This window comes from Candidatus Pseudomonas phytovorans (assembly GCA_029202525.1).
Taxonomy (GTDB): Bacteria; Pseudomonadota; Gammaproteobacteria; order Pseudomonadales; family Pseudomonadaceae; genus Aquipseudomonas; species Aquipseudomonas phytovorans.
In genome coordinates, this window is sequence record CP119325.1 from 5860910 (window position 1) to 5883556 (window position 22647).

The following is a 22647-nucleotide window of genomic DNA, read 5'->3' on the forward strand; positions in this document are numbered from 1 at the left end:
GCCCGCTCCCACAGGGACCGCGCAAAAGCTGAGGCCGGTACAGTACCTGTGGGAGCGGGCAAGCCCGCGAAGAGGCCAATGAATGGCTTCAGACCAGCACGGTCCAAAGCGCAAACCCGGCATACCAAAGCACCGCACAGCGCAGCAGCAGCTCCCACAGGCTGTCCAGCCGCCCGAGCCCGCGCTGGCTGTCTTCTTCCTCGGGAATGTCGTCGGCAATGCGCCCTACCCTGGCCACCAGGTGCGCAGCGCTGATGTGCCAGTTGAGCACCTCGTGCAGCATCATCCGGGTCACTGCAAGGAAGTTGCCCACCAGGGCAAAGCTCAACGCAATCAAGCGAACCGGCAGCCAGTCCATGATGTGCCGCAGCTGTTCGGCCCGCGCCTTAAGCGCCGCCTGCTGGCTGTGCTCGCCGCACAGTGCCAGCAGGCGATAGGCCAGCGCCGCACCCGGGCCCAGCACGAAGTACCAGAAGATCACCGCGAAAAAGCCCTGATACACCTGCCACAGCAAATTGCCCTGTACCCGCACCAACAGGCTGTGCGGCTCATCGGCAACCAGCCCCAGGTCTCGCTCGGCCACATGCAGCGCGGCCTGGTCATCACCACGCCGCCAGGCATCCCGGAACGGGCCCAGCGACGCCTTGGCATCGCCACGGCCCAGGCTGTAAACCAGCACCAGCAAGTGCACCGGCAATGCCAACAGCCCATACGCCACCGGCTCCAGCACATGCAGCAGCAACACCAACAGCGCTACCGGTGCCAATACCAGAATAGCCAGGGTCCACCAGGGGTGTACCTTGCCGCTGCGTTCCAGGCGGACCAGTTCGCCCAGGAAGAACCCGTCACGCTGCACTTGGTGGCGCAGGGCCGAAAACTTCTCGACCCACAGCGCCAGCAACAACACCAGAAAACTCATGCCTTGTCCTCGTTGTGCAACAACGCTTCACGGTAGCGCGGCCAATCGAACGACGGGCCGGGGTCGGTCTTGCGTTGCGGGGCAATGTCGCTGTGGCCCCGGATGCGGCCCAGGTCGATAGCCGGCCAGGCGCTACGAATGTGCCGGGTAAGCTGCTCCAGCGCGCCGTACTGAGCATCGGTGTAGGGCAAGTCGTCGGTGCCTTCCAGCTCGATACCGATGGAAAAATCGTTGCAGCCTTCACGCCCGTCGAAGCTCGACACACCCGCGTGCCAGGCGCGTTCGAGCAGCGAAACGAACTGGGTCACCGCCCCGTCACGCTCGACGAACAGATGCGCCGACACCGTCAGGTGGCTGATGCTGGCGAAATAAGGGTGTTCGTTGGGGTCCAGGCGGTTCTGGAAGAACTGCTGCACCTTGCCGGTACCAAAGCAGGCCGGCGGCAGGCTGATGTTGTGGATCACCAGCAGGGAAACCGATTCGCCTTCAGGGCGGGCATTGAAGTTCGGCGAGGGGCAGCGGGTGATTCCGATTCCGTGGAACCAGCCAGTGGCACGGTCCAATTGCATGGGGCAAATCCTGAAAGCGCCTTGAACAGAACCACAGTATGCCCTGCCGCCAGCGCCGTTTGCATGTGAATGATTGTAATGTTGCGGCCTACTGCACCTGTGGCTGGCGTAGCCCGTCGAGCACCGCCTCCAGCGCCCGCTCGAATAACAACCCGTCATCCAGCACCCGCACGTCCCCGCGGTGCAGGGCCTGGGCCAGGCCGCCACCGCTCCACTCTCGCACCTTCAGGCCGGTGCGGTTGGCAAACACCAGCCTGTCGCTGCTGTCGATGTGCGCCACCAGTTTGCAACGCAACGGCTCGTCGTCATCCGTGACTTCAATCCAGGTCCCAATGCGTAAGCGCTGCACCTGCCGCAACGCCGCTGCCTGGGCATCGGCAACATGCAGGGGCGTGCAGGACGGTTCTTCGGCAATCGCCAGCACGATGTCTTCGTCCACCCGCACTTCGGCCAAGGGTTGATCATGGCCAACCGATAGCTCAGCGCCTGCGCAGGCACGCAGGTGCAGTTGCTCCAGTTGCAGGAAGAACTCACGGGTTGCCGCCGAGTTCAGGGCCACACTGGCCAAGCCTTCGCGCAGCGCCTTGAGCAGGCCCGGTACCTGCTGCAGAAGGGTTTGCGGCTCATGCCCGGGGGTAATGGTGGCCAATAGCGTGTCGAGCGTGCGCAGGGCATCCCGCCACGCCCGGGAGGCCTCACCTTGCTTGAGCCAGGCCAGCAACAGCACCTGGCTCCAGGCCTGTACCAGCATTTGCACCACCACCACTGGCAATACCCGGCCACGCAGGCGCTGGTTGAGCACCCGCTGCACCTGGTGCCGGGCCTGCAGGGCACGGGCGCGGCCTTCCTCGGCGTCGCGCGTGCGTTGCTCAAGCAATTCGTTGCGCCGCCGCTCCTCTTGGCTGAACGCAAGGAACTCGTCGAGCAGTTCAGCAAACAGGCCAACATCGTCGGAAAAATCATTGATCAAGCGCTGGACCATGCGCTCTACCCGCATGTGCAGGCTGTCGCGCAGGCCTTCACCGCCGCACTCCCAGCCAATGGCTGCACCCGCGATTTCGTTGAGTAGCCGACGTGCCGGGTGACTTGCCCGGCTGAACAGCCCCTTGTCCAGCAGGGCCACCTTGAGCAGCGGGATATGCAGCCGCGCGATCAGCGCACGCAGGCTGGCCGGCAGGTTGTCATCGCCTTGAATACAGGCGAACAGCAGTCCGACGAGGTTGATCACATCCTCATCGGCCACGGCGATACGCCGGCGTGTGCCACTGCGCACGCTCACCCGCAGCAGCAGTTGTTCGAGCTGCTGGCCGAGCTCGAAATCATCAGCCTCACCGGTAGCGGGTACGTAGTGCTGCAAATGCGAAAGCAGCCGAACAAGGTCTGCGGTGCTGATCGACTGTGCGGCAGCCACCGCCTGCAATCGCGGTGCGAACTGCCCACGTGCCGGCGCCAGCAAGGTTTGCAGCGAGGCAAGGAACGCCTGCCCTGCCGCGTCCGCACCCACTTCCTGACCTTGGCTCGCCTGCCCTCGCCCTCCCCTCATGCGCCGGTCCTCGCCGCGACGGCGCGGGGCCGGTTGCAACTCGGGCAGCACACCGGCTACGGCCAGCAACTGGTTGGCCTCCGCATAAATGACATCGGCATCGCGCAAGACATAGCGCTCGAACAGCTTGAGCAGGACCAGCTTGACCCTGAGGCCCACGCCCAGGTTGCGGCCCGCCTCCAGGAAGTAACCGCACAACGCGGCAGGGCCCAGCGGGTTGCGCTGCTCATGCACGGGGCGGTCGAGCAAGGCCTGTAAACGCAGGCCCAGTTGCTGCAGGGCAATGCCATCGCGTGAGAGCACCCGCGCAACCATGCCTTCAATGGCCGCAGCCCGCTCCAGTTGCACCTTGCTGCGCAGGGTGCCAGGTTCTGCCAGATGCGCCAGCAGGTCGACCTGGCCGATGCGCGCATAGGCGCCGTAGAAGGTATCAAGGAAGCCGCGTTCGATACTTTTGCGCTTCAGGCGCAGATCGCGCATGGCCTCGAAATACAGGTTGCGGTCGCAACGGTCAGCGGCCTTGTCGGCCATCTCGAACAAGGTGTCGTCGGCATTGTCGAACAGCGCCTGCAAGCCCTGGCGCAATTGCAGCGCAGCCTTGTCGCGCACTTGCAGGAGCAATACCGGAAGGCAAGGCAGAGGGGTCCCCCCTCTTCGATCGATGGCTGCCGCCAGGGGCACCACCTTGCCTTCTTTTTGCATCCTGGACTCCTTGCAGGGTGTCATGCCCGAAGGGGCTTAAAATCGTCAAAGCTATGACGCCAAATACTGGTCGCCATTATCGGTAAAAAATCGCACAGCTGCCAGCGCCGATTCATGGACGGGGTAATGACCCTCTTTTGCAGCCCTTGCTCACGAATACCGACCAAAGGTCATCGCCGGGGCGGCTGTACACACCGGCCCCCTGCCCTATAATCGCCGGCATCTAGCTTGTGGAGCCGACCATGCCGAACCTACGCCTCGCCGACCTGACCGCTGAAATCGAAGCCAACGTGCGCCGCGCACTGTTGGAGGACATCGGCAGTGGCGATATCACCGCGCAGCTGATACCGGCCGAGCGCCTGGCCAAGGCGACCATCATCACCCGCGAAGACTGCGTGGTTGCCGGCACTGCCTGGGTTGATGCCGTATTCCGCCAACTCGACCCGCGCGTGGCCGTGCATTGGCAAGTGGCCGACGGTGATCACGCCACGGCCAACCAGCCGCTGTTTCACCTGGAAGGCCCGGCCCGCTCGCTGCTAAGCGGTGAGCGCAGCGCGCTGAACTTCTTGCAGATGCTGTCGGGGGTCGCCACCCGTGCGCGCTTTCTGGCCGACTTGGTGGAGGGCACCCAGGTACGCCTGCTGGACACCCGCAAAACCCTGCCCGGCCTGCGCCTGGCGCAAAAGTACGCGGTGACCTGTGGCGGCTGCGACAACCACCGCATCGGCCTGTACGACGCCTTCCTGATCAAGGAAAACCACATCGCTGCCAGCGGGGGTGTGGCCGAGGCCGTGGCAGCGGCGCACCGCATTGCCCCGGGCAAGCCGGTGGAAATCGAGGTGGAGAGCCTGGATGAATTGCGCGAGGCGCTGGCAGCCGGCGCGGACATCATCATGCTCGACGAGCTGAACATGGATGAAATGCGCGAAGCGGTGCGTATTACCGCCGGCAGGGCCAAGCTGGAGGCAAGTGGCGGGGTGAACGAAACGACCTTGCGGGTCATTGCCGAGACCGGCGTGGACTACATTTCGATTGGTGCCATGACCAAGGATGTGAAAGCAGTGGACCTGTCGATGCGCTTGAGCTTGTGAGCTGACCGCAGGCAATAAAAAACCGGCCTTTCAGCCGGTTTTTTTTGATGCGCTGATCAGAACGAGGCGTTGGCCAGCCCGTCCAGATAACGCTCTACGTCCAGGGCCGCCATGCAACCGGCGCCGGCCGAGGTAATGGCCTGACGGTAAACGTGGTCCGCCACGTCACCCGCAGCGAACACGCCTTCGACGTTGGTGGCAGTGGCATTGCCTTCACGGCCGCCAGCAACTACCAGGTAGCCGTCTTTCAGGGTCAGCTGGCCTTCGAACAGCGAAGTGTTCGGGGTGTGGCCAATGGCGATGAATACACCGTCGACCTTGATTTCGTCGCTGCTGCCGTCGTTGTTCTTCAAGCGCGCACCGGTCACGCCCATGTTGTCACCCAACACTTCATCCAGGGTGGCATTGAGCTTGAGCTCGATCTTGCCTTCGGCCACACGGGCATTCAGCTTGTCGACCAGGATCTTCTCGGCGCGGAAGGTCTCGCGACGGTGCACCAGGGTTACCTTGCTGGCGATGTTGGCCAGGTACAGCGCCTCTTCCACGGCAGTGTTGCCGCCGCCAACCACAGCAACAGGCTTGTTGCGGTAGAAGAAACCGTCGCAGGTAGCGCAGGCCGAAACGCCTTTACCCATGAAGGCTTCTTCAGACGGCAGGCCCAGGTAACGGGCGCTGGCACCGGTAGCGATGATCAGTGCGTCGCAGGTGTATTTGCCGCTGTCACCCTGCAGGGTAAACGGCTTGTTGGCCAGGTCGACGGCGTTGATATGGTCGAAGACGATCTCGGTCTCGAAACGCTCGGCGTGTTCCTGCATACGCTGCATCAGGGCCGGGCCGGTCAGGCCGTGGGGGTCGCCCGGCCAGTTGTCGACTTCGGTAGTGGTGGTCAGCTGGCCGCCCGCCTGCATGCCGGTTATCAGCAGCGGCTTGAGGTTGGCGCGGGCAGCGTAGACCGCAGCGCTGTAACCGGCAGGGCCGGAACCCAGAATGATGACGCGCGAATGACGTACTTCAGACATGTCGAACTCCTGTCGAGCCGGCCGCACGGGCCGGCATCGTTGTACCGGCTGCGCCAGCTGAAAAATTAAAACGGACCCACGCAGCACTTGGGGAAGGCTACAACGCGCAGGCCCGAAAAGCGAAAAGTTGAGCGCACTGTAGCGAGGTCGCAAAGATTAAGGAAATATCCTTAGACAATCCACCTCATAGGCACCGTCTATTCATTGATTTCATCGATAGGCCAGGCCCCGGCGCTTTTGTTACAGCCCGTTTCCCGCCGATCAGCCGCCTTTCGTCGGCGCGGCAAACTCGGTAAGGTCAGCGCGTTTTCCTTCTCTGCGGAGTCTCCCGATGCAAGCCCCTGTCCTCTCCGGCCCCCAATACCTGCGCGAAGGCCTGAAACTGGTGTTGAGCCCCAACTTGCGCTTGTTCGTGCTACTGCCGCTGGCGGTCAACCTGCTGCTGTTCGGCGGCATGGTCTACTTCGCCGGCCACCAGTTCGGCCTGTGGCTCGACGCCCTGATGCCGACGCTGCCTGACTGGCTGAGCTTCCTCAGCTACATCCTCTGGCCGCTGTTCGTTGCCTTGCTGGTGCTGATGGTGTTCTTCACCTTCACCCTGGTGGCCAACATCATCGCCGCGCCGTTCAATGGCTTCCTGGCGGAAAAGGTCGAGGTGGTGGTACGAGGCGAAGATACTTTCCCGGCGTTCAGCTGGGGTGAGCTGGCAGCCATGGTGCCACGCACCTTCAGCCGCGAGATGCGCAAGCTGGGCTACTTCCTGCCACGGGCCATCGGCCTGTTCATCCTGTCGTTCATCCCGGTGGTCAACGTAGTCGCCGCGCCACTGTGGCTGATGTTCGGGGTATGGATGATGGCCATCCAGTACATCGACTACCCGGCCGACAACAACAAGATGAGCTGGCAGGACATGCTCGCCTGGCTGCGCCAGAAGCGCTGGCAGTCGCTGGGCTTTGGCGGGATTACTTACCTGGCGTTGATGATTCCAGGGGTGAACGTGCTGATGATGCCGGCTGCCGTGGCCGGGGCCACGTTGTTCTGGGTGCGGGAGCGTAGCTGACGCTCCCACAATAAAGCAGACCAGACTTGGCTGGGGCTTCACTGCCCCAGCCGGCTGGAAAACTGCCCCACCACATCCACCACCCGCTTGGCCCCGTCCTGGATCTCGACAATCACGTTGCCCGTCTCGTCGGCCAGCGCCAGTCCCTGCTCCGCCTGGCGCTTGCTGGTATCGATGATCTCCACCGCCGCCTGCGCCAAGTGCTCGTTCTGCTTCACTACCCGGGCGATTTCCTCGGTGGCGGTGCTGGTGCGCGAGGCCAGTTGGCGCACTTCGTCGGCAACCACGGCAAAACCCCGCCCCTGCTCGCCCGCACGCGCTGCCTCGATGGCGGCGTTGAGCGCCAGCAAGTTGGTCTGCCCGGCAATGTCGCTGATGGTCTTGATGATCGAGCCGATCACCCGCGACTGTGTATCCAGCGCCTGGATGCCCTCGGCCGCCTCCTGCATCGAGGCTTCCAGGCCGCGCATCACGCTAACGGTCTGGGTGACCACATCGGTGGCCTTCTGGGCGCTGACATCGGTACCCAGCGAAGTGTTGTAGGCAACATCGGCTGCCTCGGCCACCGCCTGCTCCTGGTTGACCTGGTCGGTAATCACGGTGGCGAACTTGACCACTTTGTAGAGTACGTCGTGAGCGTCGAAAAGCGGATTGTAAGAGGCCTCCAGCCAGATGACCCGGCCATGGGCATCAATGCGCTTGAAGCGTTCGGCAATATACTCGCCACGGCGCAGTTTTTCCCAGAACGCCTGGTAGCCGGCCGAGTTGGCCTCCTCCGGCTCGCAGAACATGCGGTGATGCTTGCCGCGAATCTGCTCCAGGCGGTAACCCACGCTGGCCAGGAACCGCTCGTTGGCGGTGAGGATGGTGCCGTCGAGGGCAAACTCGATGACCGCGGTAGAGCGCATCAGCGCCTTGATCAGGCTTTCGTGCTCACGAGACGTCTCGATGGTGCGGGTCAGGTCGCTGGAGTGCAGCGTGAAGTACTTGATGCGCCCCTCGCTGTTCTTCACAGGTTGCAGGATCGACCGCAGCCAGGCTTCCTGGCCGTTGCCACGCAGCAGGCGGAAGGCGCCGTTCAGGTGCTCGCCACGGCTGATCGCGCTTTTCATGCGTTGGTAGAAATCCAGCGACTTCACATGGGCAGGGACGATGTCCTCGATGCTGCGTCCAAGCAATTGATCGGCACGGTAGAGCATTTCGCTCTCGAAGTTGCCGTTGACCATCTCGATCCGTCCCTGTGGGTCGAGCTGAAGTACCAGCATCTCGTTATCGAGACTACTCTTGACCTGTTCTACAGACATCAGGTCTTCGCGCAGCTGCCGGATTTCTTGCTTGAGCTTGCTGTTGAACATCACCGCACTCCTGGCGCGCATCGCCTAGTCGAATGCATCTTCATCGGCTGCCGGTTGCACCTTCTTGAGCACCGCGCAACGAAATATTCATAAAGGCAACAGCGTCAGCGGTCAGGCGTCATCTGTACGTCACATTGCAGTCACATTGGCGCAACCCGGCAGGCGGAAACTTTTTGTCATGAATACAGCCGCCCTACGCATTACCTTGGTCAGCGAAACTTTCCCACCCGAAATCAACGGCGTGGCCAACACCCTTGGCCGCCTCGGCGAAGGGCTGCGTCAGCGCGGCCATGAGGTCGAGGTAGTACGCCCGCGTCAGGCCGGCGAAGCGCCAGTGCACAACGACCCACACCTGATGCTGTGCCGTGGCTGGGGCTTGCCCGGCTACCCAGGTTTGCAGTGGGGCGAGGTGTCGATGCACAAGTTGTTGCGCCGGTGGCGGCGGCAACGCCCGGATGTGTTGTACATCGCCACCGAAGGGCCGCTGGGGCTCAGCGCCCTGCGCGCGGCCAGGCGCCTGGGCATTGCGGTGGTCAGCGGTTTCCATACCAACTTCCCGCAATATTCCGGCCAGTACGGACTGGGTTTGCTGGCACGCCTGCTCACCCACTACCTGCGCTGGTTCCATCGCCGCACAGCAATTACCCTGGTGCCCAGTGTCAGCCAGCGCCTGGAACTTGAACGCCGTGGTTTCGAGCGCCTGGAGTTGCTGGCCCGGGGTGTCGATGCCTGCCTGTTCAACCCGTCCCGCCGCAGCCAGGCGTTGCGCGACAGCTGGGGGCTAGGCCCAGACGATATCGCCGTGCTGCAGGTGGGGCGACTGGCTGCAGAAAAGAACCTTGGCTTGCTGCAGCCTTGTCTTGCGGCGTTGCAGAAGACTTATCCACAGAAGCGCCTGCGACTTGTCGTGGTGGGTGACGGGCCGCAGCGTGCCGCGCTCCAACAGCAAATGCCGGATGCCATGTTCTGCGGCGCCCAGCGCGGCGAGGTGCTGGCCGAGCACTACGCCAGCGGTGACCTGTTCCTGTTCCCGAGCCTGACCGAAACCTTCGGCAATGTGGTGCTCGAAGCCATGGCCTCGGGGTTGGCGGTGGTGGCTTATGACGAGGCAGCCGCAGCGCAGCATATTCGCCACGGCCATAGTGGTGCGCTGGCCATGCCGGGGGACCAGGCCGCGTTTGTCGATGCGGCTTGCTGGCTGCTGGAAGAAGAGGAAACGTTGCGCCGGGTGCGCCTTAATGCACGACAACACGCCAGTCGTCAGGGTTGGCCGGCGATCGTCGAGGAGTTTGAGGGGTATTTGGGGGCCGCCCGGAACCAGGTTGTTGCTTCACCTGCAAATGCTGGCAGCATCGCACTCAAAACTCGAATCTGAAGGTTACGTGCCCCTGTGGGAGCGGGCGCGCCCGCGAAGAATCCAACGCGGTGCATGGCACCGGCTGCGCCGGTGTTCGCGGGCACGCCCGCTCCCACAGGGATCGCGCACGCTTTTTAAATTTTGCGCCAGGCAGTTGCTCCCACAGAAACTTCAGGCCAACGCTTTCTCGATGGCCTGCACCACTGCCGGATCATCCGGTGCCGTGCGCGGTGAGAAGCGCGCCAGCACACGCCCATCCTTGCCCACCAGAAACTTTTCGAAGTTCCAGCTGATGTCGCCAGGGAACTCAGCCCCCTCACCCGCCAGCAGGCGATACAGTGAATGACGCTGCGGCCCGTTGACTTCCAGCTTGCCCCCCAGCGGGAAACTCACTCCGTAGTTCAGGCTGCAGAAGTCCTGGATTTCCTTTTCGCTGCCCGGCTCCTGCCCGGCAAACTGGTTACACGGCAGGCCAAGCACGTTGAAGCCCTTGTCCTTGTAAACCTGGTAGAGGTTTTCCAGGGCCTTGTATTGCGGCGTGAGACCACATTTGGAGGCAACGTTGACCACCAGCACCACTTGGCCCTTGAACGGTGCAAGGGGCAGTTCCCCGCCGTTCAGCGCGTCCAGTTTCAGGTCGTGAAATGCACTCATGATGAAATCCCCTCTCAGGTTCCCGGTTGCCGCGCAGGCGAATTGCGCCCACTAAAAAGGCGCTCGTCCAAACCGTCCACCTCCCGTAGGAAGGCAAATCGGCTTGCCCGAGCGCCTGGCGACTTTCTGAGCTTAGCGCAGAAAATCAGTGGTGATGGCCACCTTCACCGTGGATGTGACGGTGAGCGATTTCTTCTTCGCTGGCGTCACGCACCTCAACAACCTTGACCTGGAAGGTCAGGCGCTGGCCAGCCAGTGGGTGGTTGCCGTCAACGGTGACGTCGTCGCCGTCGAGGTCGCGGATGGTGACGATCTGCATCTGGCCGTCCGGTGCCGAAGCGTGGAACTGCATACCCACTTCCAGCTCGTCCACGCCTTCGAACATGCTGCGGTTCAGGGTGCTTACCAGCTCGGCCAGGTATTCGCCGTAGGCGTCTTCCGGCTCGATGGAAACGTTCAGCTCGTCACCGGCCTGTTTGCCTTCCAGGGCTTTTTCCAGGCCCGGGATGATGTTGCCGGCACCGTGCAGGTAGACCAGCGGCGCGCCACCGGCGGAGCTGTCGATGGTCTCCCCGGCGTCGTTGGTCAGGGTATAGTCGATGGAGACAGCCTTGTTGGCGGCGATCAGCATGGGGCAAGACCTTTTGCAAAAGTATGTAGAGCGGACAAGTGTAACCAAGCCATCGTCCGATTGCGAACGCACTGCGGACAAGCAACGGCCCATCAGTCGGATCACCGGCTTCCATCAGGACGAAGAAGGCCACTGGGTGGCCGAACTGTCCTGCGGCCATACCCAGCACCTGCGCCACCAACCGCCATGGCAGTCACGGCCCTGGGTGCTGGACCCGGCACAACGTGCGCAGCGCATCGGCCAGCCTTTTGCTTGCGGCTGGTGCGCACAAGGGGTCGATAGCGCTACCCTTGGCCGTTAATTTCTTGCACCGCTTATTTCGAGAAGCACGCATGCAGACATTTTTCATCGCGCCGACCGACTTCGGTGTCGGCCTGACGTCCATCAGCCTGGGCCTGGTGCGCACTCTGGAGCGCGCCGGCCTGAAGGTCGGTTTTTTCAAGCCGATTGCCCAGCCCCACCCGGGTGACACCGGCCCCGAGCGCTCGACCGAACTGGTGGCGCGTACCCACGGCATCAAGCCACCCGTGCCACTGAGCCTGGCCCAGGTCGAGCGCATGCTCGGCGACGGCCAGCTGGACGAGCTGCTTGAAGCAATCATCCGCCTCTACCAGCAAGCCTGCGTCGGCAATGACGTGGTGGTGGTCGAGGGCATGGTGCCCACGCGCCACGCCAGCTACGCGGCGCGGGTCAACCTGCACCTGGCCAAAAGCCTGGATGCCGAGGTGATTCTGGTGTCGGCCCCGGAAAACGAAGTGCTCAGCGAATTGTCCGGACGGGTCGAACTGCAGGCCCAGATGTACGGCGGCCCACGCGATCCGAAGGTGCTTGGGGTAATCCTCAACAAGGTGCGCACCGAAGAAAGCATGGCGGACTTCGCCACTCGCCTGCGCGAGCACTCACCCCTGCTACGCGGCAACGACTTCCGCCTGCTGGGTTGCATTCCGTACCAGCCCGAGCTGAACGCCCCACGCACCCGCGACGTGGCCGAACTGCTCGGCGCCCAGGTGCTCAATGCCGGCGACTACGAGCAGCGGCGCATGAGCAAGATCATCATCTGTGCACGCACCGTGGCCAATACGGTGCCGCTGCTGACCTCGGGTACCCTGGTGGTCACCCCGGGCGATCGCGACGACATCATCCTTGCCGTCAGCCTGGCAGCAATCAATGGCGTGCCGCTGGCCGGCCTGCTGCTGACCAGCGACAGCAAGCCCGACGCGCGCATCCTCGGCCTGTGCCGGGGCGCGCTGCAGGCAGGCCTGCCGATCCTGTCGGTCAGCACCGGCTCGTACGACACCGCCAACCAGCTTAACTCGCTGAACCGCGAAATCCCGATCGACGACCGTGAACGCGCCGAGTTCATCACCGACTTCGTCGCCAGCCACCTGGATGCGGCCTGGCTGCACCAACGTTGCGGCACCCCGCGTGAAATGCGCCTGTCACCCGCTGTGTTCCGCTACCAGCTGATCCAGCGGGCGCAGCAGGCCAACAAGCGCATCGTCCTGCCAGAAGGTGCCGAGCCACTGCTGGTGCAGGCTGCCGCCATCTGCCAGGCGCGCGGCATTGCCCGCTGCGTATTGCTGGCCAAGCCCGAGGATGTCGAGGCCGTGGCCCGCGCCCAAGGCATCAGCCTGCCACCTGGCCTGGAAATCCTCGACCCCGAGCTGATTCGCGGGCGCTACGTGGAGCCGATGGTCGCGCTGCGCAAAAGCAAGAACCTCAACGCTCCGATGGCCGAGCAGCAACTGGAAGACCCGGTGGTGATCGCCACCATGATGCTGGCCTTGGACGAAGTGGATGGCCTGGTGTCGGGCCTAGTGCATTCCACCGCCAACACCATCCGCCCGGCCCTGCAACTGATCAAGACCGCGCCGGGCTCCAGCCTGGTGTCGTCGGTGTTCTTCATGCTGTTCCCCGAGCAGGTGCTGGTGTACGGCGACTGCGTGATGAACCCTCACCCGAGCGCTTCCGAACTGGCGGAGATCGCCCGGCAGAGTGCTGAATCTGCGCAAGCCTTCGGCATCGCGCCACGGGTGGCGATGATCAGCTATTCAAGCGATTCGGCCAGTGATGAAGAAGTGGGGAAAGTGCGCGAAGCGACACGCCTGGCGCAGGGTGCAGCGCAGCAGCTGTTGATCGATGGGCCGTTGCAGTATGACGCGGCGGCCAACCCGGCAATTGCACGGGAGCTGGCGCCGGATAGCCCGGTGGCCGGGCGTGCCACGGTGTTCGTGTTCCCTGACCTGAATACCGGGAACACCACGCACAAGGCGGTGCAACGCAGTGCCGACGGGGTCAGCCTGGGGCCGATGCTGCAGGGGTTGCGCAAGCCGGTGAACGACCTGCCGCGCGGGGCACAGGTGGATGATATCGTGCATACCATTGCACTGACCGCCATTCAGGCGAGCGTGGTGCGCTAGAAGCAGGGGCTGCTTTGCAGCCCTTCGCGAGCTTGCCCGCTCCCACAGGGATAGCGGACTTCTGCCCCGAAGGCGCATCCTGTGGGAGCGGGCGAGCTCGCTAAGGGCCGCAAAGCGGCCCCGGGGGTCAATCAGGGATACTGCTGAACCTGGCCTTGCTGCTGGTCATACTGCTGGCCCGGAATCGGCTTCAGGTTCACTTCCACCCGGCGGTTCTGTGCACGGCCATTGGCGTCGGCGTTGCTGGCGATCGGCTGGTCCGGGCCCATGCCACGTACCGAAATACGCGAGGCATCCACACCCTGCGAGGTCAGGTAGGTGCTGACCGCCTGCGCACGGCGCTGGGACAGGTCCATGTTGTGCTGGCGGCTGCCAGTGCTGTCGGTGAAGCCGACCACTTCGATCGTGTTCTGGTTGAACTGCTTGAACGACCCAGCCAGGTTGTTCAGCGGCGAGTAGAAGCTTGGGGCGATGTTGGCCGAGTCGGTGGCGAAGGTGATGTTGCCCGGCATGATCAGCTTGATCTGGTCGCCCTGACGCTGTACTTCCACGCCGGTGTTGGCCATCTGGGCGCGTAGTTCGGCCTCTTGCTTGTCGGCGTAGTAGCCATAACCCGCAGCAGCAGCACCCACCGCAGCGGCGCCGATCAGTGCACCCTTGCCACGGTTGTTGTGGTCGATGGCAGCACCGGCGATGGCGCCCGCCAGTGCACCCAGGCCGCCGTACTTGGCGGTCTTGCTCATCCCCGTGGAGCCCTGCGCCTGACCCTGGTTGTCATAAGGGTTCTGGCTGGCACAGCCAGTCATCAGGGCCGCGGCAGTTGCGACGATAATCAGACGACGCATGGTGAACATGGACAAGCTCCTACTGAAATTCATAAATGCGGCAGATCACACAAGGATCTATGCCAGCCTTGGATTGCATCGGCAACGAAAAATTCAATGAAAGTGCCTTCATGTGCCGTCAGGCACGGACGAAGGGGTTTTCACGCATCTCGTCGCCCAGGCGGGTATCAGGCCCGTGGCCGGTCACCACAATGGCCTCTTCGTCCAGCCGGTACAGCCGCTCCTTGATGGAACGCACGATTGCCCGCTGATCACCACCCCACAGGTCGGTGCGGCCAATGCCACGGCGGAACAGGGTGTCACCGGCGATCAGCAGCTTGGCGTCGGCGAACCAGAAGCTCATCGAACCCGGGGTATGGCCGGGCGTATGCAAGGCTACGCCACAGCCACAGGCCAGTTCTTCGTCATCGCCCAACCAGCGATCGGGTGCCGGCACCGGGGTGTAGGGAACGCCGAACATCTGGCACTGCATTTCCAGGTTGTCCCACAGTACCTGGTCGTCCTTGTGCAGGTGCAAGGTGGCGCCGGTCAGCTCCTTGAGCTTGCCCGAAGCCAGGAAGTGATCGAAGTGCGCGTGGGTGTGGATGATGCTGACCAACGTCAGGCCGAGGGCCTGCAGGCGCGCCAGTATCTTTTCCGGATCACCGCCCGGGTCAACGACCATGGCTTTTTTGGTCAGCGGGTCGCCGATCAGCGTGCAGTTGCACTGCAGGGGGCCTACGGGGAAGGTTTCGCGGATGAGCGCTGACGATGGATTCTGCATGGTAAATACGGGAACCGGTTAATCGAATAAGGTTTGCACACGGGCCAGTGCATCTAGGATGACGACTTCGGGCACCGACTCTACGCGCTTGGCAAAGCGTGCTTCAAGGTCGACTGTGCGTACTTGGTTGCAGAGCATCACCCCCTGAGTCTGCGTGCCCGCGCCGCTGAGCGTCACTGCGAAACCCGCATGCCTCGCAAAATCACCACCTTGGGTGATCGGGACGATCACTGCCAGGCCTGACGCATTGAACGCCGCCGGGGTGAGTACCAGTGCGGGTCGCCCATCACCCTGTTGTTCTCGCCCCACTGTGGGGTCGAGGTTGACGCGAACAATATCGCCCCTGGCGAATTTCACCCGTTTCACACTTCACGTCCTACTGGGCGCATCGCATTCCAGTCGGCCATGTCCTCTGGCTCCGGTGCGCTCAGGTCGCACTGGGCCATCAATTCCTCAAGGGTGTATTTGGGTTTCGATCGGACGGGCTTGAGCACCATCGTCTCTCCCGCTGTGTCCAGGCTCAGGGTGGAGCCGACACCGAGGCGCATCTGTTTGAGCACTGCGGCCGGCAAGCGGATGGCGGCGCTGTTGCCCCACTGCTGAATCTTGATCTGCATGAGTATCTCCCAAGGTAGATACATAGTAGAAACCCTCCAAGCGATTGCAAGCGAAATGTAGATACGTCGTATCTACATTGTCATCTGTCCGGACCGGACAAAAGCCCCGCAACCTCAAGAAGGAAATCCCCTACATCACCTTGGGAAGCCACCTTCCATCTGCAAAAACACGAAACGCAAACTCAGCCAGTTATCAAGGCAGGAACAACCTGAACAACCCGCCCCCAAGCGCCCCGCCATTGGAGATCTCGATCCGCCCGCGCACCCCGCCGCTTTCATGCAGTGCCGCGATCCGCGCCGCAAAGTACAGCCCAAGGCCGGTACTGCCGCTGGTCGAGTCGATGCCCTGGATGTACTGTTCCTGGCGTTCGAGCATGTGCTTTGGATAACCCGGCCCGTCATCGTTTACACAGATGGCCAGCTGGTTGTCGGCCTCTTCGATGGTGATCAGCAAGGCGTGCCCGGCGAAGCGGGTGGCGTTGGTGATGACGTTGGCGATCACCGAGGCCACCAGTTCGCGGTCGAAAAAACCCAGCGGGTTGTCGGTGTCGACCCGCCAGGTGGCGAGGATGTCGTTGTGCTTGAGCACTTCCTGGTGCGCCGCCAGCTGGGCTTCGATGAAATCGTCCAGTTCGTGGTAGTCCGGGCACACCGGCAACTGGTTGATACCCAGTTTGTACAGCCCAAGCAGTTGCACCAACATGCCGTTGAGGTGGCGAAACTCGTGCTCCATGATTCCCTGTTCGGCACCACCGCGCAGCTCTTCGGGCAAGCGCTCTACCCACTGGCTGTGGGACTGGATCAGCGCTGACAAAGAGCTTTTGAGGTCGTGCACGGTGGAGGCGATCACCGTGGAAAAATCCAGCCCCTGATTGTCTTGATTCATGCGCCGAACACTCGGATGTGCAGTTTGCGGTAACGGTCATAGCGATTGTCGCTGGCAGGGATACCGGCCACGCTGGTCAAGGCGTCCTGGCATTCCTGCATGATCGCGGGCTGAGGGTTTTCACCGCCAATGCGCAGCAGCGCCTGGGCGGTGTTAAGGGCGATGCTGATGTTCTTCGGCTGCATACCCAGCGCCTTGCGGAACATTTGCAACGCCTCGCCAAGCTGCCCTCCCTGGTAACTGCGCACACCCTGGCGATTGAGGGTGACCGCTTCGGTAATGGCGTTGAGCACGCTGGGGTCGTCCGTCAGCTTGCCGACTTTCTCCATGACCTTGGGGTCATCGCCATAACTTTCCACACAGCCCTTCAGCACACCGAGGGCGGCGGCTTCCTGCCCCATTGCCTGCAACTGCGCGGCAACGGTAAGGGCTGAATCGACCGAGAAGAATTGGTTCATCTTATCCAGCCGCTGGATGGCCTGTTCGGTCAGTTTGGCAGCCGTTTCCGGGTCGCCCGCCTGCTGCAGGCTGGCAGCCTTCATCATCCGCGCACGCACCTGCAAGCCTTGGTCCTCGGGGTTTTCCTTGGCCACTTCGCTGAGCGTGGTGTTGATCTCGACGCGGGTCCGGGCGTCCAGGCCAAAGCCTGCGTTCTTGCTCATCAGCGCCTGCACCAGGCCAAGGTTGTTTTCGGCATCCTTGTAGCGTGAGCTCTGCCCCTGGTTCACTGCATGGCGGAACGCTTTCGACGCGCTCTCGAAGTCTTCGTTTTCCAGCGCCAGCTTGCCCAGCGTGGACTGCCGACGCACCGACAGCGGCGACAGGCGCACGGCTTCTTCAAGCAGGTTTTGCGCCCGTTTGGTATCGCCCTGCGCCACCAGCACTTCGGCCATGCCATCGTACAGGCCGGGCATGATCGGGAACGCCTTGAGCGCCTGCTCGTACACCCCTTGGGCCTGGGCATTCTGGCCGCGCTTGTGCATCAGGGCGCCCAACGCGGCGTACACCCAAGGCTGCGGGCGGCTGGCCAGGATCGCTTTGAGGAACTTCTCCAGTTCCTCGAAGCGGTTGAGGTTGCGCAGTGCATCGGCCCGATAACGCAGGCACAGCGGTGCCAGGCGCGGGTCCTTCTTGCACAGCTCGGCACAGGCAGCCAACACTTCTGCCGGGCGATTGCGGTCCAGCGCCTGCAGGATCGGCTTGAGCAGCGTCTTGCGCTGGAAAAGCTTCTCGACGCGCTGGGCCAGGCCAACGCGGTTGAACGGCTTGGTCAGGTAGGCATCGGGTTCGTGCTCGAGGGCGCTAAGGACAATGGCCTGGCTGCTCTCGGCCGTGACCATGATGAACACGCACTCATGGCTGATGTGCTTGTCGATGATCAGGTCTTCGAGCACCTGCTGGCCGTTCTTCTTGCCGTCACCCAGGTGGAAGTCCTGCAGGATGAAGTCATAGCGCTTCTGCGCACACATGCGCAGCGCTTGCTCGCCGCTGTCGGCGGTGTCCACGTCGCGCACGCCCAACTCGCGCAGCATGGAACGGGTCGACGTGCGAAAGTCGGTAAAGTCATCGACGATCAGAAAGCTTTTTTGCCCGTACTGCAGCATCAACACGACCTGCCTTGGAATGATTGAAAGATCGCGCGAGGCGATGCCACCGATCGCTGTATCGGCAGCTGGTCGGGAAAGATGAGGGTAGAGCATTGCCGGCCACAATCCATGGCCTGAGGCCATCACTTTAGCGGGCAATGACCTGCAGGGCCAGTATCACGCCAGTACCCCCAGGGATTTGGCCTTGGCCACCGCCTGGGTGCGCCGCTCCACCCCCAGCTTGCTGTTGATGTGGCTGGCGTGGGTTTTCACGGTGTGCAGGGAAATGAACAGCTGCTCGCTGATCTGCTGGTTGGAACAGCCCTGGGCGATGAGTTCGAGCACGGCCAGTTCACGGCCGCTCAGGGCTTCACCGGTGCCTGTGGTAGCGCTTGGAAGCTGCGGCAGGCGCTTGAGCAGTTCGGCTTGAACCGGGCAGGCGGCACCTGCCTGCAGGTGCTCATGCAGCCATTGCGGGTGTTTTTCCAGCAGCGGCTGGAACGGTTGCAGCACGCCGCCATGCGCTGATGCCAGTAGGCTTGGCAGCAACTGCGCAGCCTGCCCCTCACTGCCCTGGTCCAGCAGCAGGGAGAGCCATTGGCACAAGGCGCTGACGGTGAGCATCATGCCGCCGCTGGCCTGGCCACGCTCGACCAGCCTTGCCAGGCGTTGCATGGCATCGTCGCCACGTAACTGGATGCGTTCGAGCAGCGCCTGTTGCAACGCAATGTGCAACGGCAGCAACGGGTGAAACTCCGGTGCTGCCGCTGGCTGCTCGCCACCGTAGGTCTGCCCCAAACGCAGCAACCAGGACTCGGCCAGGTCGGTACGCCCCTGAGCCAGCCAAAGTTCGCATTTGACCAGGGTAATCATGGCCAGGTAGTAGACCGGGGGCACGTCCCAGATATGCATCAGCCGTTCGGCCTCGGCCAATTCTGCGAAAGCCTCGGCAAAGTGCCCTTCCCGGCCATCGAGGGTCGCAATGACGCAATGGCCGATAAGCACACTGATATCCCTGCATGCCCGCGCCTCGCCCAACCCCGCTCGCAAACGCGAACGCCCCTGGGCTGGCTGGAGGCGCGAGACCAGCAGGTAACCTTCGTAAAGTGTCAGGCGCGCACGCACGGCATACAGCCGCTGCGCCGAAAGGCCTTGCAGGCGCTGAAGCCCTTGGCGCACTTCGTCCAGCGCGCGCAGCACCTCGCCACGCGCATGCAGCACCCGCGCCCGGTCGTAGTGGGCCAGCGCCTCGAACAACGGGTTACCGACCCGCTGGGCCAGCTCCAGCGCCTCCCGGTTCCAACCGCGGGCGCGCCAGAAGTCGCCATCGGCAATGGCCAGGTTGGACAGCGTCGACAAACACACCAGGCGTTGGCCATAGCGCTTGCTCGGCAGGCTCTGCAGCGCTTCACCGCAATAGGCCAGGGTGCGTTCGCGGTCGCCACGGCCACGGGCAATGACCCCACTCAGCGCCAGCCACTGGGCCAGCATCGACTTTTGCGCGGTCGCCGAGGGCGCAGGCAGAAAGCGGCTGAGGTAGCCAGCCAGTTCCTCGGCCGCGTCCAGCTGGCACGCCAGGCCCAACGCCCAGCTGTACAACACGATCAACCGTGGCGTGCTGATCAACAGGCTGTCGGGCAGGTCCATCTTCCAGCGCAGCAACATGCCGACGTTCTGTTCAGCCAGCAGTTGCTCCTCGGACAGGCTCTGCACCAGGTCGGCGGCGACATCAAGGTGGCCGGCACGCAGCGCCTGCTCCACCGCTTCGTCCAGCAGGCCCTGGCTTTCAAACCAGCGACAGGCACGCAGCTGCAGACCGGCCAGTGGTTCGCTGGCCTGACGGCTGCGCAGCAGATCGGAGAACAGGTGATGGTAGCGGAACCAGTGGCCATGCTCGTCCAGAGGCACCAGAAACACCTGATGCGCCTGCAGGAAGCCCAGCACTGCGGCGCTGTCGTGTCGGCCACGCAAGGCATCGCACAAGGCGGCGCAGAAGCGCTCCTGGCAGGCCGTGTCGTACAAGAATGCCTGGACGTCGGCAGGTAGCATGTCGATGACTTCTTCAAGCAGGTAGTCGCGGATCAGGCCTTCGCCGCCATGCAAGGCCTGGGGCAGTGCTTGTTCGTCCGTCGACTCGCTGGCTGCCAGTTGCCAGAAGCGCAAACCGGCCACCCAACCGTCGCTGCGCTGGATCAGATTGTCCAGTGCCTGGCCGCGCAGGCCCGCTGGCTGCCGGCCGATCACCGCCAGCGACTCTTCGGCGGTGAGGCGCAAATCCTGCTCGTTAAGTTCGACAAGCTGGCGCGATAGCCGCAAACGCGCCAGGTGCCAGTCCGGGCGCTGGCGACTGGTCACAAGTAACACCAGGCCGGCAGGCAGGTGGTTGAGGAAAAACTGCAGGCAACGGTCGAGCACCGGCCCTTGGGCCAGGTGATAGTCGTCCAGGACCAGCAGCACAGGGGTATCGGTTTGCAAGTACAGCGCCAGTTCGTCGAGCAACCCGTCGATCCACTCTTCGAAGGCGAACGGCTGGTGACGCTGGCGCATTTTCAGCAAGCCCATGGCCTGCCCGCCCAGTGCCGGGCAGTACTGCTGCAGGCCTTCGAGCAGGCGTTCAAGAAAGCGGCCAGGGTCGGCATCACGTTGGCTCAAGCCCAGCCACAGGCTACGCCAGTGCTCGGGCAGCGCTTCACAAAACTCGATGGCCAGAGAGCTTTTGCCGAAACCCGCCGGGGCATTCACCAGCAATAGCCGGCCACCCAGCCCGGCGTGCAAGCGCTGACACAGACGCATACGTGGTACATGGCCGTCGGGCTGCGGCGGCCGGAAGAAACGCCCGTCCAGCAGGCCAAGGGCCTGACTCGCGAATCCATGCGTACGGGACAGATCTGTCATGGCCGGCTCGTTCTGGGTGGAGGACTACGGCGGGATGGATGCTTGCGAGACTAGCCGGTAACGCAGCGCATTTGAAGATGATGGGCGCAATTGCCCCGGAAAAGACTGCGACAAAAAGCAACATGGCTGATGGACAAGCGCTGGGGCGGGGGTTTGGGTGGGTATTCAGCAGATTTATCGCCTGTCCTGGCCTCTTCGCGGGCACGCCCGCTCCCACAGGGACTGCACTGCTTTCAAGGCCGGTGCTGTACCTGTGGGAGCGGGCGCGCCCGCGAAGGGGCCGGAACAGAAAATAGAAACGCCCCGGGCAGGCCGGGGCGTTCTGGGGATCACACGGAGTAAAAGGTTTTCAGATCAGCGAACACCTGCCTGGCGCAACGCCGCAGGCTGGAAGTCCGCCTTGCTGGCACTGAAGCCGAAGTCGTAGGCGCGCTTCTCTTCGTTTTTCATGCCCAGGGCCAGGTAACGGCCCGACTGCAGGTCGTAGATGGTTTCCAGGGTGTACCAAGGCACCTCTTTGTTGTAATACGGCTGGGAGTGGGCTTCGGAAACGCGCCACAGCTGGTTACGGCCGTCGTACTGGTCGATCACTGCGGCCTGCCAGGTGTCCTCGTCGATGTAGAAGTCACGTTTGGCGTAGATGTGCCGTTGACTCGGCTTAAGGGTTGCGACCACGTGCCAGACGCGGCGCAACTCGTAACGGGACAGGTCCTGGTTGATGTGCCCGGCCTTGATGATGTCGGTGTACTTCAGCTTGGGGTCATCCAGCTTGAAGGCGTTGGAGGCGATGTACAGCTCCTTCTTGCCTTCCAGCTTCCAGTCATAACGGTCTGGCGCACCGTTGAACATATCCAGGTTGTCCGATGTGCGCAGGCCGTCTGCAGCGGTACCAGGGCCGTCGTACGACACTTGTGGTGCCTTGCGTACGCGACGCTGGCCGGCGTTGTAGATCCAGGCATTGCGCGGTTCCTTCACCTGGTCGAGGGTTTCGTGCACCAGCAGCACTGTACCGGCCAGGCGGGCCGGCGCGGTCACTTCCTGCTTGAAGTAGAACAGGATGTTCCCCGGGTTGTTCGGGTCGTAATCCTTCATCTTGTCGCGGAAGACGAACTGGTCGGAGAAACTCACGGGGACGAACGAGCCGTTTTGCTGCGGCGTGGCCTGGATCACCAGGCGGCTGACGCTGCCGCCGCGGTAGCGGGTAATGTGGTTCCAGATCACTTCCAGGCCCGTTTTAGGGATCGGGAACGGCACCGCAGTGCGGAAGTTGTTCAGCCCGTTGCCGCCCTCCACCAGCGTGGTCTTGGTGGCGTTTTCCTTGATGGCGGCGAATACATCGGCGGGGACCGTAGAGCCGCGATGGGTCTTGAATACCGGGATCCGGAAAGTATCCGGGTAGCGCTTGAACATGGCCAGCTGGCCCGGCGAAAGCTTGTCCTTGTATTGCTCGGCGTTTTGCGCAGTGATGGTAAACAGCGGCTTTTCACTGCCATACGGGTCGGCCAGGAAGCCCTTGCCGTCGACGCTGCCTGCGGTCTTCGACAGCGGCTCCCACGGGCCGATCGAGCCATCGGCGTTGCCGGCCTTTTCGGCCCCCATCGGGGTCAGGGTGCTGCCCAGCTTGGCCGCCTCGTCGGCGGATACCGCAGCCATGACGCTGGTCGCTAGCAGGGACAGGCCCAGTACACCGGCTTGCAGCAGACTTTTGGTCTTGTTCATGTCGTGTCGTCCTGGA

General features: G+C 62.8%; 20 protein-coding genes. 5 read left to right on the top strand and 15 right to left on the bottom strand.

Annotated elements, in window-relative coordinates; all coding sequences use genetic code 11:
- Nucleotides 1–88 precede the first annotated feature (88 nt).
- From ampE to P0Y58_25865, 3 genes are all read right to left on the bottom strand, one after another.
- Nucleotides 89–919 carry a regulatory signaling modulator protein AmpE gene (gene ampE / locus P0Y58_25855; GenBank protein WEK30275.1) on the bottom strand — a complete coding sequence of 277 codons (831 nt, stop codon included), beginning with the start codon at nucleotides 917–919 and terminating at the stop codon, nucleotides 89–91.
- A complete protein-coding gene (gene ampD / locus P0Y58_25860; protein ID WEK30276.1) occupies nucleotides 916–1488 on the bottom strand; it encodes a 1,6-anhydro-N-acetylmuramyl-L-alanine amidase AmpD in 573 nt (190 codons plus the stop codon). Before ampD ends, ampE begins: the two co-directional genes overlap by 4 nt.
- An 88-nt stretch (nucleotides 1489–1576) precedes the next feature.
- On the bottom strand, nucleotides 1577–3733 hold the full coding sequence (locus P0Y58_25865; GenBank protein ID WEK30277.1) for a DUF1631 domain-containing protein: 2157 nt from the start codon (nucleotides 3731–3733) through the stop codon (nucleotides 1577–1579).
- A 242-nt stretch (nucleotides 3734–3975) separates the two neighbouring features.
- Here P0Y58_25865 and nadC point away from each other — a divergent pair, with 242 nt between their 5' ends.
- Nucleotides 3976–4824, top strand: a complete 849-nt coding sequence (gene nadC, locus P0Y58_25870; GenBank protein WEK30278.1) for a carboxylating nicotinate-nucleotide diphosphorylase — start codon at nucleotides 3976–3978, stop codon at nucleotides 4822–4824.
- A gap of 56 nt (nucleotides 4825–4880) precedes the next feature.
- On the opposite strand, the gene trxB is transcribed toward nadC, so the two are convergent.
- The gene (gene trxB, locus P0Y58_25875; protein ID WEK30279.1) at nucleotides 4881–5843 is read right to left on the bottom strand and encodes a thioredoxin-disulfide reductase; all 963 of its coding nucleotides are present in this window, start codon (nucleotides 5841–5843) and stop codon (nucleotides 4881–4883) included.
- A 331-nt stretch (nucleotides 5844–6174) separates the two neighbouring features.
- Between trxB and cysZ the strand changes: the two genes are divergently transcribed.
- Entirely contained in the window at nucleotides 6175–6903 is a 729-nt protein-coding gene (gene cysZ / locus P0Y58_25880) for a sulfate transporter CysZ (GenBank protein ID WEK30280.1), read from the top strand.
- A gap of 38 nt (nucleotides 6904–6941) precedes the next feature.
- Here the strand turns inward: cysZ and P0Y58_25885 are convergent, their stop codons facing one another.
- A complete protein-coding gene (locus P0Y58_25885; GenBank protein WEK30281.1) occupies nucleotides 6942–8258 on the bottom strand; it encodes a PAS domain-containing methyl-accepting chemotaxis protein in 1317 nt (438 codons plus the stop codon).
- Between the two features lie 178 nt (nucleotides 8259–8436).
- Here P0Y58_25885 and P0Y58_25890 point away from each other — a divergent pair, with 178 nt between their 5' ends.
- Nucleotides 8437–9633 (top strand): glycosyltransferase family 1 protein, encoded by a 1197-nt coding sequence (locus tag P0Y58_25890; GenBank protein ID WEK30282.1) that lies wholly within the window; start codon nucleotides 8437–8439, stop codon nucleotides 9631–9633.
- A 153-nt stretch (nucleotides 9634–9786) separates the two neighbouring features.
- Here the strand turns inward: P0Y58_25890 and P0Y58_25895 are convergent, their stop codons facing one another.
- Entirely contained in the window at nucleotides 9787–10269 is a 483-nt protein-coding gene (locus P0Y58_25895) for a glutathione peroxidase (protein WEK30283.1), read from the bottom strand.
- 145 nt (nucleotides 10270–10414) lie between these two features.
- Nucleotides 10415–10900: a peptidylprolyl isomerase gene (locus P0Y58_25900; GenBank protein WEK30284.1), complete on the bottom strand. Its 486-nt coding sequence runs from the start codon at nucleotides 10898–10900 to the stop codon at nucleotides 10415–10417.
- Here P0Y58_25900 and P0Y58_25905 point away from each other — a divergent pair.
- Both P0Y58_25905 and pta read left to right on the top strand, forming a co-directional pair.
- The gene (locus tag P0Y58_25905) at nucleotides 10899–11201 is read left to right on the top strand and encodes a DUF3565 domain-containing protein (GenBank protein WEK30285.1); all 303 of its coding nucleotides are present in this window, start codon (nucleotides 10899–10901) and stop codon (nucleotides 11199–11201) included. The genes P0Y58_25900 and P0Y58_25905 overlap by 2 nt on opposite strands.
- Before the next feature lie 31 nt (nucleotides 11202–11232).
- Nucleotides 11233–13320, top strand: a complete 2088-nt coding sequence (gene pta / locus P0Y58_25910) for a phosphate acetyltransferase (protein ID WEK30286.1) — start codon at nucleotides 11233–11235, stop codon at nucleotides 13318–13320.
- Nucleotides 13321–13451: 131 nt separating this feature from the next.
- Here the strand turns inward: pta and P0Y58_25915 are convergent, their stop codons facing one another.
- From P0Y58_25915 to P0Y58_25950, 8 genes are all read right to left on the bottom strand, one after another.
- Nucleotides 13452–14174, bottom strand: a complete 723-nt coding sequence (locus P0Y58_25915; GenBank protein ID WEK30287.1) for an OmpA family protein — start codon at nucleotides 14172–14174, stop codon at nucleotides 13452–13454.
- A gap of 109 nt (nucleotides 14175–14283) precedes the next feature.
- Complete coding sequence (locus P0Y58_25920) at nucleotides 14284–14928, bottom strand: MBL fold metallo-hydrolase (protein ID WEK30288.1); 645 nt, start codon at nucleotides 14926–14928, stop codon at nucleotides 14284–14286.
- Between the two features lie 18 nt (nucleotides 14929–14946).
- Complete coding sequence (locus P0Y58_25925) at nucleotides 14947–15294, bottom strand: type II toxin-antitoxin system ChpB family toxin (protein ID WEK30289.1); 348 nt, start codon at nucleotides 15292–15294, stop codon at nucleotides 14947–14949.
- The gene (locus tag P0Y58_25930) at nucleotides 15291–15569 is read right to left on the bottom strand and encodes an AbrB/MazE/SpoVT family DNA-binding domain-containing protein (protein WEK30290.1); all 279 of its coding nucleotides are present in this window, start codon (nucleotides 15567–15569) and stop codon (nucleotides 15291–15293) included. Before P0Y58_25930 ends, P0Y58_25925 begins: the two co-directional genes overlap by 4 nt.
- Before the next feature lie 169 nt (nucleotides 15570–15738).
- On the bottom strand, nucleotides 15739–16431 hold the full coding sequence (locus P0Y58_25935; GenBank protein ID WEK30291.1) for a HAMP domain-containing sensor histidine kinase: 693 nt from the start codon (nucleotides 16429–16431) through the stop codon (nucleotides 15739–15741).
- Nucleotides 16428–18035: a response regulator gene (locus tag P0Y58_25940; GenBank protein ID WEK30292.1), complete on the bottom strand. Its 1608-nt coding sequence runs from the start codon at nucleotides 18033–18035 to the stop codon at nucleotides 16428–16430. Before P0Y58_25940 ends, P0Y58_25935 begins: the two co-directional genes overlap by 4 nt.
- A gap of 159 nt (nucleotides 18036–18194) precedes the next feature.
- Entirely contained in the window at nucleotides 18195–20912 is a 2718-nt protein-coding gene (locus tag P0Y58_25945) for a LuxR C-terminal-related transcriptional regulator (GenBank protein ID WEK30293.1), read from the bottom strand.
- 354 nt (nucleotides 20913–21266) lie between these two features.
- The gene (locus P0Y58_25950) at nucleotides 21267–22631 is read right to left on the bottom strand and encodes a DUF1329 domain-containing protein (protein WEK30294.1); all 1365 of its coding nucleotides are present in this window, start codon (nucleotides 22629–22631) and stop codon (nucleotides 21267–21269) included.
- Nucleotides 22632–22647: the final 16 nt, after the last annotated feature.

Coding starts and splice junctions, on each gene's coding strand:
- P0Y58_25930 (WEK30290.1), bottom strand. CDS start 15,569: ATGTATCTACCTTGGGAGATACTCATGCAGATCAAGATTCAGCAGTGG.
- nadC (WEK30278.1), top strand. CDS start 3,976: ATGCCGAACCTACGCCTCGCCGACCTGACCGCTGAAATCGAAGCCAAC.
- P0Y58_25920 (WEK30288.1), bottom strand. CDS start 14,928: ATGCAGAATCCATCGTCAGCGCTCATCCGCGAAACCTTCCCCGTAGGC.
- P0Y58_25905 (WEK30285.1), top strand. CDS start 10,899: ATGGGGCAAGACCTTTTGCAAAAGTATGTAGAGCGGACAAGTGTAACC.
- P0Y58_25915 (WEK30287.1), bottom strand. CDS start 14,174: ATGTTCACCATGCGTCGTCTGATTATCGTCGCAACTGCCGCGGCCCTG.
- P0Y58_25900 (WEK30284.1), bottom strand. CDS start 10,900: ATGCTGATCGCCGCCAACAAGGCTGTCTCCATCGACTATACCCTGACC.
- ampE (WEK30275.1), bottom strand. CDS start 919: ATGAGTTTTCTGGTGTTGTTGCTGGCGCTGTGGGTCGAGAAGTTTTCG.
- P0Y58_25945 (WEK30293.1), bottom strand. CDS start 20,912: ATGACAGATCTGTCCCGTACGCATGGATTCGCGAGTCAGGCCCTTGGC.
- trxB (WEK30279.1), bottom strand. CDS start 5,843: ATGTCTGAAGTACGTCATTCGCGCGTCATCATTCTGGGTTCCGGCCCT.
- P0Y58_25935 (WEK30291.1), bottom strand. CDS start 16,431: ATGAATCAAGACAATCAGGGGCTGGATTTTTCCACGGTGATCGCCTCC.
- ampD (WEK30276.1), bottom strand. CDS start 1,488: ATGCAATTGGACCGTGCCACTGGCTGGTTCCACGGAATCGGAATCACC.
- P0Y58_25950 (WEK30294.1), bottom strand. CDS start 22,631: ATGAACAAGACCAAAAGTCTGCTGCAAGCCGGTGTACTGGGCCTGTCC.
- P0Y58_25940 (WEK30292.1), bottom strand. CDS start 18,035: ATGCTGCAGTACGGGCAAAAAAGCTTTCTGATCGTCGATGACTTTACC.
- P0Y58_25885 (WEK30281.1), bottom strand. CDS start 8,258: ATGTTCAACAGCAAGCTCAAGCAAGAAATCCGGCAGCTGCGCGAAGAC.
- P0Y58_25895 (WEK30283.1), bottom strand. CDS start 10,269: ATGAGTGCATTTCACGACCTGAAACTGGACGCGCTGAACGGCGGGGAA.
- cysZ (WEK30280.1), top strand. CDS start 6,175: ATGCAAGCCCCTGTCCTCTCCGGCCCCCAATACCTGCGCGAAGGCCTG.
- P0Y58_25890 (WEK30282.1), top strand. CDS start 8,437: ATGAATACAGCCGCCCTACGCATTACCTTGGTCAGCGAAACTTTCCCA.
- P0Y58_25865 (WEK30277.1), bottom strand. CDS start 3,733: ATGCAAAAAGAAGGCAAGGTGGTGCCCCTGGCGGCAGCCATCGATCGA.
- pta (WEK30286.1), top strand. CDS start 11,233: ATGCAGACATTTTTCATCGCGCCGACCGACTTCGGTGTCGGCCTGACG.